The organism is Brevibacillus sp. JB24b, assembly GCF_051713385.1.
Lineage (GTDB): Bacteria > Bacillota > Bacilli > Brevibacillales > Brevibacillaceae > Brevibacillus_B > Brevibacillus_B laterosporus.
Genome location: NZ_JBNVQV010000001.1, coordinates 3945278 through 3962500, shown reverse-complemented (window position 1 = coordinate 3962500; position 17223 = coordinate 3945278). Strand labels below are relative to the sequence as shown.

19 protein-coding genes, 1 rRNA gene and 1 pseudogene (1 of these 21 running past the window's edge) are annotated in these 17223 nt (G+C 40.2%); 18 read left to right on the top strand and 3 right to left on the bottom strand.

Features of this window, described 5'->3' with window-relative positions:
- Together ACQV1I_RS18565 and ACQV1I_RS18560 are read left to right on the top strand one after the other, a co-directional pair.
- Positions 1–2084, top strand: a 23S ribosomal RNA gene (locus tag ACQV1I_RS18565) (it extends 845 nt beyond the left edge of the window).
- A gap of 293 nt (positions 2085–2377) precedes the next feature.
- Entirely contained in the window at positions 2378–2500 is a 123-nt protein-coding gene (locus ACQV1I_RS18560) for a hypothetical protein (RefSeq protein WP_018673402.1), read from the top strand.
- An 81-nt stretch (positions 2501–2581) separates the two neighbouring features.
- Here ACQV1I_RS18560 and ACQV1I_RS18555 read toward each other — a convergent pair whose 3' ends face one another.
- Positions 2582–3145 (bottom strand): methyltransferase domain-containing protein, encoded by a 564-nt coding sequence (locus ACQV1I_RS18555; RefSeq protein WP_094702666.1) that lies wholly within the window; start codon positions 3143–3145, stop codon positions 2582–2584.
- 161 nt (positions 3146–3306) lie between these two features.
- Here ACQV1I_RS18555 and ACQV1I_RS18550 point away from each other — a divergent pair, with 161 nt between their 5' ends.
- Positions 3307–4005, top strand: coding sequence for a class I SAM-dependent methyltransferase (locus ACQV1I_RS18550; protein ID WP_116333472.1), 699 nt, complete (start codon positions 3307–3309; stop codon positions 4003–4005).
- 140 nt (positions 4006–4145) lie between these two features.
- On the opposite strand, the gene ACQV1I_RS18545 is transcribed toward ACQV1I_RS18550, so the two are convergent.
- A complete protein-coding gene (locus ACQV1I_RS18545) occupies positions 4146–4841 on the bottom strand; it encodes a glycosyltransferase family protein (protein ID WP_116333471.1) in 696 nt (231 codons plus the stop codon).
- 264 nt (positions 4842–5105) lie between these two features.
- Here ACQV1I_RS18545 and ACQV1I_RS18540 point away from each other — a divergent pair, with 264 nt between their 5' ends.
- The 7 genes and pseudogenes from ACQV1I_RS18540 to ACQV1I_RS18510 all read left to right on the top strand — a co-directional run bounded on the left by ACQV1I_RS18540 (position 5106) and on the right by ACQV1I_RS18510 (position 11326).
- Positions 5106–6059, top strand: a complete 954-nt coding sequence (locus ACQV1I_RS18540; protein ID WP_116333470.1) for a glycosyltransferase family 2 protein — start codon at positions 5106–5108, stop codon at positions 6057–6059.
- A 160-nt stretch (positions 6060–6219) separates the two neighbouring features.
- Positions 6220–6954 (top strand): sugar phosphate nucleotidyltransferase, encoded by a 735-nt coding sequence (locus ACQV1I_RS18535; RefSeq protein ID WP_094702658.1) that lies wholly within the window; start codon positions 6220–6222, stop codon positions 6952–6954.
- Positions 6955–6977: 23 nt separating this feature from the next.
- Positions 6978–7433, top strand: a complete 456-nt coding sequence (locus ACQV1I_RS18530) for a dTDP-4-dehydrorhamnose 3,5-epimerase family protein (RefSeq protein WP_094702656.1) — start codon at positions 6978–6980, stop codon at positions 7431–7433.
- A 14-nt stretch (positions 7434–7447) separates the two neighbouring features.
- Positions 7448–8503: pseudogene (rfbB, locus tag ACQV1I_RS18525) on the top strand (dTDP-glucose 4,6-dehydratase).
- A gap of 27 nt (positions 8504–8530) precedes the next feature.
- A complete protein-coding gene (gene rfbD / locus ACQV1I_RS18520) occupies positions 8531–9397 on the top strand; it encodes a dTDP-4-dehydrorhamnose reductase (protein ID WP_116333469.1) in 867 nt (288 codons plus the stop codon).
- Positions 9387–10208, top strand: a complete 822-nt coding sequence (locus tag ACQV1I_RS18515) for a glycosyltransferase family 2 protein (protein ID WP_116333468.1) — start codon at positions 9387–9389, stop codon at positions 10206–10208. Before rfbD ends, ACQV1I_RS18515 begins: the two co-directional genes overlap by 11 nt.
- A 20-nt stretch (positions 10209–10228) precedes the next feature.
- The gene (locus ACQV1I_RS18510) at positions 10229–11326 is read left to right on the top strand and encodes a tetratricopeptide repeat-containing glycosyltransferase family 2 protein (protein WP_094702650.1); all 1098 of its coding nucleotides are present in this window, start codon (positions 10229–10231) and stop codon (positions 11324–11326) included.
- Between the two features lie 71 nt (positions 11327–11397).
- On the opposite strand, the gene ACQV1I_RS18505 is transcribed toward ACQV1I_RS18510, so the two are convergent.
- Positions 11398–11628 (bottom strand): hypothetical protein, encoded by a 231-nt coding sequence (locus ACQV1I_RS18505; protein WP_094702648.1) that lies wholly within the window; start codon positions 11626–11628, stop codon positions 11398–11400.
- A 207-nt stretch (positions 11629–11835) separates the two neighbouring features.
- Here ACQV1I_RS18505 and ACQV1I_RS18500 point away from each other — a divergent pair, with 207 nt between their 5' ends.
- The 8 genes from ACQV1I_RS18500 (at position 11836) to ACQV1I_RS18465 (ending at position 17219) form a co-directional block, all read left to right on the top strand.
- Positions 11836–12072, top strand: a complete 237-nt coding sequence (locus ACQV1I_RS18500) for a hypothetical protein (RefSeq protein ID WP_116333467.1) — start codon at positions 11836–11838, stop codon at positions 12070–12072.
- A 145-nt stretch (positions 12073–12217) separates the two neighbouring features.
- Positions 12218–12994, top strand: coding sequence for a HipA family kinase (locus ACQV1I_RS18495; protein WP_116333466.1), 777 nt, complete (start codon positions 12218–12220; stop codon positions 12992–12994).
- 64 nt (positions 12995–13058) lie between these two features.
- Positions 13059–13469: a phage holin family protein gene (locus ACQV1I_RS18490; protein WP_018673388.1), complete on the top strand. Its 411-nt coding sequence runs from the start codon at positions 13059–13061 to the stop codon at positions 13467–13469.
- A gap of 179 nt (positions 13470–13648) precedes the next feature.
- The gene (locus ACQV1I_RS18485) at positions 13649–13798 is read left to right on the top strand and encodes a hypothetical protein (RefSeq protein WP_018673387.1); all 150 of its coding nucleotides are present in this window, start codon (positions 13649–13651) and stop codon (positions 13796–13798) included.
- A 78-nt stretch (positions 13799–13876) separates the two neighbouring features.
- A complete protein-coding gene (locus ACQV1I_RS18480) occupies positions 13877–14191 on the top strand; it encodes a YbjQ family protein (RefSeq protein ID WP_018673386.1) in 315 nt (104 codons plus the stop codon).
- Between the two features lie 104 nt (positions 14192–14295).
- A complete protein-coding gene (locus ACQV1I_RS18475; RefSeq protein ID WP_328588832.1) occupies positions 14296–15588 on the top strand; it encodes an MFS transporter in 1293 nt (430 codons plus the stop codon).
- Positions 15589–15695: 107 nt separating this feature from the next.
- Positions 15696–16523, top strand: coding sequence for an amino acid ABC transporter substrate-binding protein (locus tag ACQV1I_RS18470; protein WP_116333464.1), 828 nt, complete (start codon positions 15696–15698; stop codon positions 16521–16523).
- A gap of 15 nt (positions 16524–16538) precedes the next feature.
- Positions 16539–17219, top strand: coding sequence for an amino acid ABC transporter permease (locus ACQV1I_RS18465; protein WP_116333463.1), 681 nt, complete (start codon positions 16539–16541; stop codon positions 17217–17219).
- Positions 17220–17223 lie beyond the last annotated feature (4 nt).

Here is a 17223-nt window from a genome sequence, read left to right as displayed (position 1 = left end):
AGATAGCTGGTTCTCCCCGAAATAGCTTTAGGGCTAGCCTCGGATTTAGAGTCTTGGAGGTAGAGCACTGATTGGACTAGGGGCCCTCATCGGGTTACCGAATTCAGTCAAACTCCGAATGCCAAGTACTTATATCCGGGAGTCAGACGGTGAGTGCTAAGATCCATCGTCAAAAGGGAAACAGCCCAGACCATCAGCTAAGGCCCCCAAGTGTATGTTAAGTGGGAAACGATGTGGAGTTGCCCAGACAACCAGGATGTTGGCTTAGAAGCAGCCACCATTTAAAGAGTGCGTAATAGCTCACTGGTCGAGTGACTCTGCGCGGAAAATGTAACGGGGCTAAACATACCGCCGAAGCTATGGCAGTCCTTATGGACTGGGTAGGGGAGCGTTCCAAGCAGCAGTGAAGCCGTATCGTGAGGAGCGGTGGAGCGCTTGGAAGTGAGAATGCCGGTGTAAGTAGCGAAAAGACAAGTGAGAATCTTGTCCACCGAAAGCCTAAGGTTTCCTGGGGAAGGCTCGTCCTCCCAGGGTTAGTCGGGACCTAAGCTGAGGCCGAAAGGCGTAGGCGATGGACAACTGGTTGATATTCCAGTACCACCTCTGTTCCGTTTGAGCAATGGCGTGACGCAGGAGGATAGGGTGAGCGGCCTATTGGATGGCCGTCTAAGCAGTAAGTGTGGTGTGTAGGCAAATCCGCACACCAGTAAGCACAAGCTGTGATGGCGAGGGAAATTTAAGTACCGAAGTCCCTGATTTCACACTGCCAAGAAAAGCGTCTAGCGAGGAACAAGGTGCCCGTACCGCAAACCGACACAGGTAGGCGAGGAGAGAATCCTAAGGTGCGCGGGATAACTCTTGCTAAGGAACTCGGCAAAATGGCCCCGTAACTTCGGGAGAAGGGGCGCCTCGGTAGGGTTTATAGCCCGAGGAGGCCGCAGTGAAAAGGCCCAAGCGACTGTTTAGCAAAAACACAGGTCTCTGCGAAGCCGCAAGGCGAAGTATAGGGGCTGACGCCTGCCCGGTGCTGGAAGGTTAAGGGGATGGGTTAGCGCAAGCGAAGCTTTGAACCGAAGCCCCAGTAAACGGCGGCCGTAACTATAACGGTCCTAAGGTAGCGAAATTCCTTGTCGGGTAAGTTCCGACCCGCACGAAAGGCGTAACGACTTGGGCGCTGTCTCGGCAAGAGACCCGGTGAAATCATAATACCTGTGAAGATGCAGGTTACCCGCGACAAGACGGAAAGACCCCATGGAGCTTTACTGTAGCCTGGTATTGAAACTTTGTGCATCATGTACAGAATAGGTGGGAAGCTGTGAAGCGAGGGCGCCAGCCTTCGTGGAGCTGTCGTTGGGATACCACCCTTGATGTACGGAGTTTCTAACTTGCCGCCCTTATCGGGTGGAAGGACCATGCCAGGTGGGCAGTTTGACTGGGGCGGTCGCCTCCTAAAGAGTAACGGAGGCGCCCAAAGGTTCCCTCAGAATGGTCGGAAATCATTCGTAGAGTGTAAAGGCACAAGGGAGCTTGACTGCGAGACCTACAAGTCGAGCAGGGACGAAAGTCGGGCTTAGTGATCCGGTGGTTCCGCATGGAAGGGCCATCGCTCAACGGATAAAAGCTACCCTGGGGATAACAGGCTTATCTCCCCCAAGAGTCCACATCGACGGGGAGGTTTGGCACCTCGATGTCGGCTCATCGCATCCTGGGGCTGAAGTAGGTCCCAAGGGTTGGGCTGTTCGCCCATTAAAGCGGTACGCGAGCTGGGTTCAGAACGTCGTGAGACAGTTCGGTCCCTATCTGTCGCGGGCGTAGGAAGTTTGAGGAGAGCTGTCCTTAGTACGAGAGGACCGGGATGGACGCACCTCTGGTGCACCAGTTGTCACGCCAGTGGCACAGCTGGGTAGCTATGTGCGGACGGGATAAGCGCTGAAAGCATCTAAGCGTGAAGCCCCCTTCAAGATGAGACTTCCCATAGCGCAAGCTAGTAAGACCCCTCATAGACGATGAGGTTGATAGGTTCGGTGTGGAAGTGCAGTAATGCATGGAGCTGACGAATACTAATCGGTCGAGGACTTATCCACATTGCCTTATGCTAACTTTCATTATCTAGTTTTCAAAGAATAAAGTAGACGTTCTTTCTTGTTTAAGAAAGGACGTTTTTTATTTGTATGAACGCTATTGCTCTTCTGATAAAAAAGATAAACATATGATAATAAAAGTATTTTGAAAATCTGACAAGATACAAAAGTAGAAATGAAACAAATAAATCAAATACTTATTACATTTATGTGAAAAATTGAACAATCATGTTGTTATTCTCAGAAAATTAGGTAAAGTAAATAAAGAAAGTGAGAAGAAAAAAGGAGGGAACCTTATGACCAGAAGAATAGCGATAATGGAACGTCCTACAAAGAAAGAAGAGCAAATTGCGTGGCAGAAGCAAGTAATTCGTGAGGAATTGCTCAAGAAACCAACCTTACTAAAGAAAAATAACTAAATCAATATATGAAATGCGCTTGTTCGATAAGGAACAAGCGCATTTTTGCCGTATTTGACCAAAAGGTATATATAAAACCAGTTACGTTATATCAGAGGTTCTTTTCCAATGACTAAGTTTCTCCAGTAAACGTTCCTTTACATCCTCAGACAAGGCACCCTTTACACCTATTCCTACTATTGTATGGGGAAATTCTGGGTTTCCCAAGGATTCTACTAAGACGGTATCAAAAGCTTGTAGTAAGCTCTTAAATCCCTCTGGTGTGAATCTCCAGTAATCTGAAGGATAATCATGTATTGGAAAATCAAGAACAGAACTAATAACGCAGATACCATTAGGCTTTAAGATTCGATAGCATTCTTCTATAGCCTTACGTGGATACTCCACATGCTCAAATGTATCTAAGCTGAGTACTGATCCTGCTGTTTCATCAGGTAAATCTATGTTATGCAAATTCAATATTTGATCTACTCCAGGACCTTCTCTCATATCGCATCCGATATAGGTACGACCTGGGAAAAAGGGACGAAGATCTGCAAAAATTTCTTGAAAAGGGACCTGAAAGGAACCAAACTCATAGATGGGATCTAGGAAGGGGAGTTCCTCTGAGCATAGTTGGACAAAATGCTTTATGCAAAAACGCATGTATGAACCTCCTTGAAGAGCTTATTTACTCTTTATCTTATGAAGGCTAGGAGAGTGTCAGCACCTCAAAAATTCCTAAGATGTAAAAAAGCTTACCAATATGATTTATTTTTCATCAAATGATATCTGTAGAATATTCTGTTGAGAGGAGGGATGGAATAATGAACCGTTTTTGGGATAAAATTATTAAGCCTATACTGCTAAAAGAACAACCAAAAAACATTGTAGAAATTGGTGCAGACTATGGATTTAATACTGTACGAATATTGGAGTACTGCAAATGGCTTCATGCAAAAGTGTATGTTGTAGATCCGTTACCTAAGTTTGATGTCAATGCTTTTCAAAATTTGTTTGGTGAACATTTAGAAATGGTTCGGTTACTAAGTCACGATGCATTACCGAAGATACCCGAATATGACGTGGTACTGATAGATGGTGATCATAATTGGTATACCGTCTATTTTGAATTAAAAGCAATCGAAGAACGTTCCAAAACAACGGGTACATTTCCGATCATTTTCTTCCATGATGTAGATTGGCCATACGGTAGACGGGATATGTATTATGATCCACAGCAGATCCCTGCCGAATATTTGAAGCCATATGCATTAAAGGGTATGATTCCTGGACAGTCCGAATTGGCGGATGAAGGGGGAATAAATCACAATTTATATAATGCTGCATACGAAAATGGTCCGAAAAATGGAGTACTTACAGCAATAGAGGATTTTTTACAGGATAGTAGCCTAGAGTTATCCTTTCAAAAAGTAACAAGTCAGAATGGACTGGGTGTTATGTATGAAAATGATCCTGAAAGAGATAAGTATATCCGTTATGTGATTGCTTCCTCAGGTATGTAACAACCATGTATATACGCCAAAAAAAACCCTGTAAAAAGGGTTCTTTTTTTGTATATTAGACTATTAAAAGATCTTTTTTTATTCGATAAGCACATGTAAAATTTGCTAAAAGCATAGAGGTAATCCAATTTTTTGTTTTCCTAATTAGTAGAGGAAGAGTAGTTAAAGTTTTTCCAATCATCGAAGGAATAATGGTCGAGAAAAATAGATTTTGTCTTATTATACTCCTCAAAATTAATGTCGTCTAAACAGTAATGAAGAACCCAGCTTTCTTCTTGATAAGGCACTACGACCTTATATCCCGCTTTACGAAAAGCAATTGATTGAGAGACATCATAAAAATGGAAATTGTTTATATTCTCATTCCATTCTAAATCATATTGGGTAACCATCATGACCCCATCAATACTAGTGACTTCTTGAAAAGGATAGGGAACGGTTCCAAAGTTGTGATGACCAAAGGAATTAATATAAGCCATTATCTTTCCAAAATGTTTACTGCTCTCCCACCAGACCCCTGTAGGAGGGAGATCATTAGTACCTGCCAGCCCGAACATTCCGACTTCTTTATCCATAAAAATTTTGAGGCAATCAACTAAAAACCTGGTGTTCATAATGTAAGTATCCTGATGTAAGTAGACTTTATATTTAGCTTTACTTTGTCGCATTGCTCTGTTGTAACCTTCCGTCATGCTAACTGCGTCATAAATCGAAATAATTTCCACTGAAAAACCAGGGGGGACCCATAGATGACTAATATGATTTAGACATTCTTTATAGAGGGCATCGTCGTTCACGCAACTGATAAACGCGAAAGAAAGCTGTCTATTCTCCATTGCGTATTTCTCCTTTTTTAACGGAAAAGAATAATTTTCCGATTAATAGCTAACTACATGCTCGAATCATACTGAGCTGATTGGCAGTGTGTTTTTGAACAAAGTATACCTTCTCTTACCATATTCCAAATAAAGATAAATCGACACTGAAGAAAATTTCTTCCTTCCCCCATTCTCTTTTTCTTCCACTTGAACAAAGAACCGTCTTTGCCCAATTTCATACATTAGTAAAGGTGGTAAGTGTTTATAGAAGGAGGAAGGCTTGTGTCACAAGAAAATTCCAAGGAACTCCCAAAGGTAAGTATTCTGATTCCTACTTATAATAGACCATATTACTTTGAACTGGCATTGCAAAGTGCCTTAGATCAGAGTTATTCCAATTTGGAGATTATTGTTGGTGATGACAGCACGAACGATGAAACCGAGCAGCTGATAAAACCTTATTTGGAGAAGTATCCACAGCTTATTTATTACAAAAATCCGCAAAATTTGGGGCAATTTGAAAATGACTTAAAGTTGTTGGAGCTGGCAAGTGGGGAATACATTAACTTTTTAATGGATGATGATTTATTTCATCCAGATAAAATTAGTAAGATGATGGTCTATTTTCAACAGGATCATCAAGAAGAGATTGCATTGGTAACTTCTAAACGGGCAATTATCAATGAGAATGGTGCCGTTCAACCAGATATCGCGGAAACACAAACAGGCTTCTTACAAGATACAATCTTAGATGGTAATGAATTAATTAATATGTTAGTTGGCTTACAATGGGGGAATTTTATTGGGGAGCCGACGACGGTATTATTTCGGAAAAAATATTTAACAGAACCCTTTGGTATTTTAGTAAATAGAAAATATACATGCACAGTGGATATGGCCTCCTGGATCGTATTGCTACGAAATAGAAAAGGTGTTTATATGACGGATACATTGAGCTATTTCCGCATGCATCCTGCTCAACAAATCAAGCAACGTGAGATCATCATTGCCGGCTCTATTGATTTAGTACATTTGATTTTACAGGCACCTTCCCTTGGATATTTACAGGAAAAAGATAAGCTGGTCATGGCCTACATGAATACACTTCGTTTTATTCACGGTGCACTCTGCGTTACTGATCCGGATGAAGTGTCAGATGATACGTTAGAATTACGTTCTTACCGAGAACAAATCATAGCACAATTATTTGAAGTCACGAAGATCAAACCACAATGAAATCATTCATGCTTAGGCTTTTGTTACAGGACTGAAGCTGGATTTCTATACTTAATGAGCGGATATTGTCTGTAAGCATACTATAACATATCGTGCGGATATGTAGATCTGTGCTATTCATGATTGACCTGAACGTCAAACCATTTAGGGAGGCCTATACATGAAAGGAATTATTTTAGCCGGCGGAACAGGTTCTAGATTGTATCCCTTAACAAAGGTTACCAATAAACACTTGTTACCGATTGGAAAATATCCGATGATTTATCATCCTATTCATAAGTTAAAAGAGGCAGATATTCATGAGATATTAATTGTCACTAGCCGTGAGCATATGGGAGACGTAGTTAATTTGTTGGGAAGTGGCGTAGATTTTAATATGCAATTCACGTATAAAGTACAAGATGAACCCAAGGGAATTGCACAGGCATTAGGAATGGCGGAAGATTTTGCAAATGGAGAGCTGATTACGGTTATTTTAGGTGATAATGTATTCTCCGATAATATTTCGAACTATGTTACGAGGTATAGAGAACGTGGTACTGGAGCCAATATCTTGATAAAACAAGTTGTTGATCCTGAGCGTTATGGTGTACCAAAGTTGGAGAATGGAAAAATTGTTTCCATCACAGAAAAGCCGTCTCAACCAGACAGTCATTTTGCTGTAACAGGTATATATATGTATGATTGGAAGGTATTTGAAATCATTAAGACTCTACAGCCTTCAGCACGTGGAGAATTAGAGATTACCGATGTGAACAATGCGTATATTGAGCAAAATGAGATGACTTACGATGTACTTCAGGGATGGTGGACAGATGCAGGCACCCACCATTCGATTTTACACGCAAACCAATTAGCGGCCACATTAGAGCTGGATAAGTTAGTAGAAGACTAAGTAGATAGAGGAGGAGATAAAACGTGATTGAGGGCGTGAAAGTAAAAAAGCTAGTAAAGTTCGCTGATGACCGGGGATATTTTATGGAGGTATGGCGTGATGATGACCTATTGTTAGAAAGATTCGGTCAATTATCTGCCTCCTTGACATATCCAGGTGTGATTAAAGCATTTCATTATCATAAAAAGCAGGACGATATATGGTTCTTCCCTGTTGGCAATGCGCAGGTCGTCCTGCATGATCTAAGAGACGATTCACCGACTAAGGGAAAGACAGACGTCTATTATATGGGTGAGAACCACTTAATATCTCTGTTTATTCCACGTGGAGTGGCGCATGGATATCGGGTGTTAGGGCAACAGCCAGCCGTCATTACTTATGTAACGAACATTTCTTATGATCCCAAAGATCCGGATGAATACCGGATTGCCCATGATGATAAAACAATAAACTTTAATTGGAACACGGTATTTAAATAAGGAGGAAATAGACTATGAAAGTATTGGTGACAGGTGGAGCGGGATTTATTGGGAGCAATTTCATTCATTATCTCCTGCATCAATACCCCCATTATAAAATCATTAATTTAGATTACCTCACATATGCCGGTAATCTAGAGAATTTACAAGACATTGAAGAACATCCTCACTATCGTTTTGTGAGAGGATCTATTTATGACAAGAAATTAGTAGAAAGCATTTTGGCAGGAGAAAAAGCTTTATATTCCGATGATGAAGCTACGATTGATATTATTATTAACTTCGCAGCAGAATCGCATGTTGATCGTAGTATTTCAGATCCAAGCTACTTTGTGAAAACGAATATAACAGGCACACAAGTGCTCTTGGAATTTGCTAAACGACATAAGATCAAACAGTTTCTTCAAGTATCCACTGATGAGGTATATGGTTCATTAGAAGAGACAGGATTGTTTACAGAGGATTCCCCGCTGGCCCCCAATAGCCCATACTCCGCTTCCAAAGCAGCAGCAGATTTATTAGTCCGTTCCTATCATCAAACGTATGACATGTATACAAATATCACACGTTGTTCTAACAATTATGGACCATATCAATTTCCAGAAAAATTAATACCACTGGCTATTACCAATGCGATTTCTTATGAAAACATTCCCGTATATGGAGATGGACTACACGTTCGCGATTGGTTGCATGTAGAAGATCATTGCTGAGCTATTGATCTTGTTATGCATAGTGGCAAGCCCGGCGAAGTATATAATATTGGCGGCAATAATGAATGGACGAATCTGAGTTTGCTCCAGACATTGCTCCGCGAGTTACATCGTGAAGAGAATTTGCTTCAGTTTGGTAAGGATCGCCCAAAACACGATCGACGCTATGCTATTGATTCCACTAAAATACGAACAGAATTAGGGTGGGAGCCCATTCATACATTTGAAGAGGGTCTTGCTAATACGATTCGTTGGTATCAACAAAACGAACAATGGTGGAAGCGAGCTAAAACAGGGGCTTTTCGCGAATATTATAAGCAACAATACGGTCATATCATCCAAGACCATATGCATTAGCGTGTGAAGGAAAAGGGAGGGAGCAGCGTGAAAGTGCTGGTCACTGGGGCACAAGGGCAACTAGGCCGAGACCTGGTTGCATGCTCACAGGGCATGGATCATGTAAAGGGATACAGTCGACAAGAATTAGATATTACACAATTACATCAGGTAAGAGAGCAAGTGCAAGCTTATCAACCTGATGTTATTATTCATGCAGCAGCTTATACCAATGTGGATCAGGCTGAAGGCGAACCTGATCGAGCTTATGCAGTTAATGCTTGGGGAACACGTAATGTAGCACTTGCTGCTCAAGAAGTAGGTGCCAAAATGATTTATATTAGCTCAGACTATGTATTCTCTGGGCAGGGAAGTGAGCCGTATGTTGAATTTGACCGTCCTGCTCCGAAAAGTATCTACGGAAAAAGTAAGCTAGCTGGAGAAGAATTGACAAGATGCTTATGCCACAAACATTTTATTGTTCGGACTTCCTGGGTATTTGGGAAGTACGGTCATAACTTTGTGAAGACAATGGTAAAGCTTGGACAAAAACAAACAGAAATCTCAGTTGTCTCTGATCAAATTGGATCACCGACCTATACTGTTGATCTTGCATTATTTTTAATGCAGGTAGCTAAAAGCGAGTGTTACGGCACTTACCATGTTTCAAATCAAGGGAGTTGTTCGTGGTACGAATTTGCCGAGACGATATTTGCCGAATATCAGCTTAATGTAAAGGTTATTCCAATAACAACGAAAGATTTTCCTCGACCTGCCCCCCGCCCGGCCTATTCGGTTATGGATCATATGGCCATTCGTTTACATGATTTCCAACTGCTTCGCCATTGGCGAGATGCATTGCATGCGTACCGTCTAGATTGTAACGAAGCAAAGGAGGAGAGTTATGACTCCTAACCTCTCGATTGTGATTTTGACACGTAATGGTTTACCTTTTACTAAAATGTGTGTTGAAAGTATTAAAAAGCATACAAACGATTATGAACTTATCTTTGTTGATAATGGCTCTACTGACGGGACGATTTCATATCTGAATTCTCTTCCCCATGCAGTTGTTATCTCTAATGGTGAAAATCGTGGTTTTGCAGCAGGCAATAATCAAGGATTTCGAAAGGCTCGGGGTAAGTATATTGTTATGCTAAATAATGATACATTGGTCACTCCCAAGTGGAGCCAGTTACTCATTAATTGGCTAAATAAGGATTCGTCACTATGCATGGTTGGGCCCCGTTCCAATAATTTATCAGCAGAACAGCAAATTAGTACAGAAGAAACGGTGGAGATTGCTACTGTTGATTCCTTTGCGATTGATTGGACCAATCGTTATGCCAATCATGGCTTCTATGGACGCAAGTTGATAGGGCATTGCATTTTATTTAGACGGAGTCTTCTTGAGCAAATTGGTGGATTAGATGAACGATTTTATCCAGCAAGCTATGAGGATGATGATTTTTGTCTACGTGCTCGTCTGTATGGGAAAAAGCTATGGGTTGCAAATGATGTATTTATCTATCACTTTGGCCATGCTTCCTTTTTAGTAAATAGAATTACGTATCGAGAATATTCGTGGGATAACGCAAGGCGGTTTATACAAAAATGGCAACTTCCCTTTAGCATCCATCAGTTAGAAACACGGGGGTATGACCCAAATAATATTGTGGAGCGGGTTGGAATATTTGATCCGCAAAGGCATGTCGAGCCTATGTAACAGGAGATTGGGGGGAAGGTATGGCTACGATCAGTTTATGTATGATTGTAAAAAATGAAGAGAAATCTATTGCTCGTTGTCTGCGCTCTGTTAAGGGAGCTGTTGATGAAATCATTATTGTGGATACCGGTTCAACTGACAAAACGATTAAGGAAGCAAAGGCATTCACCAAGAAGATTTTTCACTTCAAATGGGTAAATGATTTTTCTAAAGCACGTAATTTTTCTTTTCAACAAGCTACGATGGATTACATTATGTGGATGGACGCAGATGATGTACTAGAGGAAATTGATCGAAAAAAATTACAGCTGTATAAACATAAGATTGACCCGAATATTGATGTAATAATCATGCCTTATCATACTAGTAAAGATGAATTTGGCAATGTCATTCTTCCTTATTCTCGTGAAAGAATTATAAAGCGAACCCATAAACATTCCTGGGTAGGCATGGTTCATGAATATATTGAGTTTTCCTTTGGCAGAAGCTTTAAGATTGATATTGCTGTTACCCATCGTCCACGTCAGCAAAAAAATCATCAACGAAATTTACAACTATATGAAAATGCGATAGCAGATGGCATTTTGCTAACTCCAAGGGATAAATATTATTATGCCAATGAATTAAAGGATCATGAAAGATATGAAGAGGCAATCGAAATTTATCAGAAATTTGTAAACAAAGAATTACCACGAGTAGAGGAACCAGAGCTGTTAATGGAGCACATATGCTTTTGCTATGAGAGATTACATCTCCCAGAAGAAGAGATCAGATATGCATTAAAAAGCTTGGAATATGGCCTGCCACGAGCTGAGGCATGCTGTCGGCTGGGATATTATTGGTTACAAAAAAATGAACCCAAAAGAGCGCTTTTTTGGTATGATCTCGCTACTACATTAACCAAACCTAAATCGTGGGGGTTTCGTAAAGAAGCGTGTTGGACCTGGCTCCCACATTTGCAACTATGTGTTTGCTACGATCGCTTAGAACAGTTCGAGCAGGCTTACAAGCATAATGAATTGGCACGAGCATACCGACCAGCAGATCCAATTATTCTGGGCAATCGTGCGTATCTAACAAATCGGCTGGAAGAAGTGGGTATTCCCATTCCTTCGTAACCATAAAGAGTGGAAAAACAGCGCTTCTCGGGAAAAAGAGAAATGCGCTGTTTTTTTGAAAAGTACTGTTATTAGCTATTGTCTTCGTTTTGGTGTTTTCCCTGATGTGAATTAACTTCCATATGTCTCAAAGTCGACTTTACTTTATCCGTTTGTGACTGATAGTCAGTGATAACTTCTGTTAGAACGGCTACGGATTCCTTTAATGTAGGCTCATTGCTAATATGATCAATGGCTCTATGGATATGCATCATTTTATTTTCTGTTTCTCGTAAGAATTCCACTAATTCCATGCCATTCATTTTTGTTCACCTCATCATTCTGATTCGGGTTAAGACCGTTTCTTTATCATAAGTGTGTGTTACAGAGCTTTATTGTATGCATGATGAAATCAAGAAAATGAGAAGTTCTATACATAGCAAAAATTTGGTCATATCTACTGTTTCTATCGTCCAAGCAATGCTTTTCTTTTACTCATATCTTAGAGTATCACAGTAGGAGGTGTTTTTATGGGGAAAAAGCATTGTAAGTGTAAACAACGTCATCATCGCCATCATCATCAGCATGAAAGTCGTTCTGTAGAGCATCATTGGGGAAATTCTAAATCTAGTAGTAGTTCAGTATGGAGTAACCATGAAAGACCAAAAAAATGTCAACATCGCCATGTCACTGTCATTTTAAATCCGGGGGAAACTTTAGTGGTTCATGCAAGACACGAAAGAAAACATAAGAAGCATTTTTCATAATTTTTGTACTAACAAGGGGCCATTGGCTATAGCCAGTGGCTTTTTGTTTAAAGAATAGGTTATCAACCATTTATGCTTACGAAAAAGAATAAGCCGTGCCAAACCTTACATGAGGAAAATAATAATAAATAGAGGAGGCATGGCTATGAGAAAGGAAGGGATAAGCTGGGTACCTGTTCGAAAATATGACCGCCCTTTAGGCCCTGTTTGGCAGGTTAGAAAAGGAAGGAAAGGAAACCAACAAACTGGTTTCTTTAAATATATGAATAGAAGTACAGTAAAAAAGCTTGGCCCTGTTTTAGCTATGGAATTACTTTCGTATAGGCTTGCACGCAAATTAGGAATTTCAGTAGCTAAAATCGAAGTAGTCACAATTCAAGGGAAAAGGGGCGTAGTTTCTCATAAAAAAAGGAAAGGGCGCCTTTATAGCTGGGAAGAGTTTTATCAGCGAAAAGGACCAAGGGCTATCAACGAATTGCAATCCCCAGAAAGATTGATAGAGCTATTCATCTTTGATATTTGGATTGTCAATGTAGATCGTCATAATGAGAACATCATAATATTCCCTACTCAAAAAGCATATGATTTTTATGCTATTGATCATAGTATGTCCCTGTTGGGGACCTTTACTTTTCGAAAAATCCCATGGTATTCCAAACAGTGGGAACATGTAGCTCTATATAATCATCACTACTTACAGGGTCTTACCCACTTTATCAGAGAATATAATCAGGTAAAGCCATTTATTCAAAAGATTCAACAGCTATCACCTGTGGTTATAAAACAAACAGTAAGGCGAATTCCCCTTTCTTTATTAAGCAAAAGGCAAAAACAGCAGGTGGAACGAGTTCTATTGAATCGACAAAAAAAACTACATTACTTGGTACAACTCTGGTTATTGGAATATAAGGGAAAGTTATAAGCATAAGAAAAGGAAGGTACCTCGGTTTATACCAGCCAACAGGCAGGAGGAGGTAGCCAGAAATATGATGTACTCAGGGGAGGACAGCTCTCATCTCATTTGGACTGGGGCCGTAATTGCCATTTTCACCTATTTAGTGGGAGGCATTGATAAGCTTTTTACGGCATTTTGCATTTTTATCGTTGTAGATTATATAACAGGAGTACTTGCTGCTTGGTATACGAGGTCGCTTAGTAGTCAGGAAGGGTTTCGAGGAATTGCCAAAAAGGTTGGCATGTTTGCCTTTATCATTATAGCGAATCAATTGGATTTAATCAGCGGGAGTAGTCAAGGATTCTTACGAGATACAATCATTTTATTTATGATTGGGAATGAAGGGATTTCCATAATAGAAAACTGTCATCGGTTAGGTTTGCCTGTACCGGATTTTTTATTGCGAGCGCTGGAAAGCGTAAAGAAGATAAAAAGAAAATGACTAATTTTATGGTTACAGCATGTAAAGGTACTTTGTCCATGCACAAAGTACCTTGCCTCGTTCATACATAAAAGAAAGAGACTGGATATATATATTTTCTTACGAGTGTTTTACAAAAATAGACAGTTTTTTTAAGAAAGAAAGCGTATAATACAGCGTACTGGGAGGAGGAGTGACAGATGAAATTTACCTGCATTTATTGCTGTAGTATATTTCATGATAAACAAAGGTGCCCGATCTGTGGCAGTTCAGAAGTAAAGCCAATTATTGTAGAGGTGCAAAATGCTACTGAAACTATTGTGATTCCAGCAAAAAGAGATTTTCTTTAGCACAAATTTGAAACCTGCAGTCACTGTGAGACGTAATACTTGTTAAGACAAGAGATCTAACAGCTTAAGGAGGACAACATGCTAATAACCACAACACACACTGTTCAGGGTAGAGATGTCGAGGAGTATCTTGATATTGTAACGGGCGAAGCAATTATGGCTGCCAACATTGTTCGAGATTTCATGGCAGGAGTCCGAGATATTATTGGCGGCCGAAGCGGTGCCTATGAGAACAAGCTAGCAGAAGGAAGAGATATTGCCATTAGCGAGATGAAAGAGAAGGCTACTCAAATAGGCGCTAATGCAATTATTGGTATTCATTTAGATTATGAAACGATCGGTAACGGTATGTTGATGGTTGTTGCCTCTGGCACAGCCGTTCGAATTCGTTAATTTTTTATTGAAAATCATTGGATTCAGATACCCGAAGAAAGGCCTCTCTTTGCTAACGTGAAGAGGGCTTTTTTATATGGAAATAAAATTGAGGAAAATCAGTCATTGCAAAACCAGCCCAGATCACTACAATTAAGTTATTATACAACACGTACATAACGGAGCTGATTACAATTCAACCCATTCATAAGAACAAGTCATTTCTTTTATTAATGTCAGGAGAAATCGTTGCTGGAATAACTATGTGGGTATGTCTGTTACTAAATCTACAGTTTATGTCACAGATTATGAAAACCAACTTAGGAACCGGCCTGTTACTCATGACAGGGATGCTTGCTAGCATTCTATTTTTACCAACAGTAGGGAAAATGATTGATCTGTACGATAAGCAAAAGATTTTGATTGCCTCTTCCTGTATCAGATGTTTGGCCCCTGTTTTTATGTATTTTGCTATTAGTTACACTTCTATTGGCTGGCTAGTTGTTTCGTTAATTGTAAATCAAGTAGCTGGTTCCATGTATTTGCCAACAGTACGGGCAGGCTTACCAGCTTTGGTTGGAGAGGCTAATCTTCTGTCTGCAAACACACTTTATATGAACATTGCTACCATGGCTAGAATTGCGGGTACAGCTGTTGGGGGCTTGCTACTAACATTGTTTACGATGCAGACGGTTACTATAGGGGCGTTTATCGGTTTTCTGATGCTAGTAATCATTGTATTGTTTGTTCGAATTCCGCAATCGCATTATAAACGCAAACAAACAGGTGAAAAACTGAAATTCACAGAAGTTTTTGAAATAATGAAAAAAGAGCCATCGGTAACCGTTGGGCTGATTAGCACTGGGGTAGTGACACTCTTCTTAGGCGGATTTAATTTATTGGTCTTGGCGTTTGGTAAATTGCAGGATTCCTCGACGATTATGGGATATATCTATGCGGTAGAAGGTTCAAGTGTACTTCTTGCAGGAGTTTTCGTGCAAAAATTGGTAAGTCAAGTAAACTTAGTAAGGATATCATCCTTGCTCGTAGTGGTCATTGGAATTGCAGAATGGGGTATGTCATTTAGTACAAGTTCAGTCATGGTTTTACTTTCATTTGGATTGCTTGGTTTTACATTAGGTTTTATATTCCCGATGGTAACTACCGTGTTTCAAAAAAGGTTACCAGAAATGGTACAGGGACGTTTTTTTAGTTTTAAAGAAATTGTGGACCGTATTATTATTCAGGTCGCTATGCTTATTACGTCTGCAAGTTTGGATTTTATTGGGTTATCTTCCTTTCTTATACTAATGAGTATCTTCACGGTATGTACGGGGCTTCTTACATACCTATACGGAAAAAAACAAAACCTAGTGGTAACACATCTTGGGGGAAAGAATGAATCGATACAAAGATAAATACATTTCATGCAAAAATTTACTCTAATCATTATTGACAAGTTGCGAAAATGTTACTATGATTTTTAAAGGGGTAAAATCCGATAAGATAACTGGGGGTTTAGCAAATGAAGAAAGCTTGGTACTCTACTGCACTTGTTTCTATTTTAGCGCTCTCTCTATTTGTAGCTGGTTGTGGGTCATCTAATCAGGGAGCCACAGGCGAGCAAGGAGGAAACACAACAGCGAAAAACTCCTTGGAAGCGATCAAAACAGCCGGGAAGATTCGCATTGGTACGGAAGGTACCTACGCACCTTTCACCTACCATGATTCTACAGGACAGCTGACTGGCTTTGATGTGGAAATCGCTCGTGAAGTTGCAAAACGTCTTGGGGTAGAACCTGAATTTATTGAAAGCAAATGGGACGGTATGATTGCAGGACTTGAAGCAAATCGTTTTGAAATGGTTGTAAACGAGGTGGGCATTCGAGCGGATCGTAAAGAAAAGTTTGATTTCTCCGATCCGTATATCGTGTCAAAAGCGGTGCTAATTGTTAATGAAGATAATAATGAAATCAAGACTTTTGCAGATTTAAAAGGAAAAAAATCAGCACAGACATTAACAAGTAATTTAACAGACCTAGCACGAGATAATGGAGCTGAAATTGTACAATCAGAAGGATTTAACCAAGCTATTGAACTTTTATTATCCAAACGAGTGGATGCAACAGTTAACGACGGTTTATCTTTCCTCGACTTTAAAAAACAAAAGCCTGATGTGAAAATTAAAATTGCAGCTGAGCATCCTAATGCTACTGAAAACGGGATTATGTTTGCAAAAGGCAAACATCCTGAACTGATTGAAGCAGTAAATAAAGCTCTGCAAGAGATGAAATTTGATGGTACTTATTTGAAAATATCCGAGAAATATTTTGGTGCAGACGTCTCCAAATAATACAGATAGGACTGAATGGAAGTGGAACAATCTGATCGTATTATCGGTATTATCGTGGATTCATTTTTCCCGCTGTTAAAGGCGGGAATTTTGTTCACGATACCTCTTACGTTACTTTCTTTTATCATAGGATTAATACTTGCCTTTTTTACAGCGATTGCTCGTTTATCCACGAATAAATTGTTGTATGGAATTTCCAGCTTTTATGTATGGGTTGTTCGAGGTACCCCGTTGTTAGTGCAATTATTTATTATTTTCTATGGGTTACCTAAGCTAGGCATTACAATTGATCCATTTCCTGCTGCCATTATTGGTTTTTCCTTGAGTGTGGGAGCGTATAACTCTGAAGTTATCCGTGCAGCTATCCAATCGGTGCCTAAGGGGCAGTGGGAAGCGGCATATACAATTGGGATGACCAGAAATCAGGCAAGACGTCGAATTATTCTTCCACAAGCTCTTCGTGTAGCGGTACCTCCGCTTGGGAATTCGTTTATCAGCTTAGTGAAAGATACCTCTCTAGCCGCTACCATTACGGTGACAGAGATGTTTCAGATATCGCAACAGATTACTGCGATGACATACGAGCCCTTGGTATTATACTGTGAGGTTGCGGTCATCTATCTGTTTTTCAGTACGATATTGTCAGCATTGCAAAGCCGTGTGGAACATCGTCTGGAACGCCGTATGGCTAGGTAGGAGG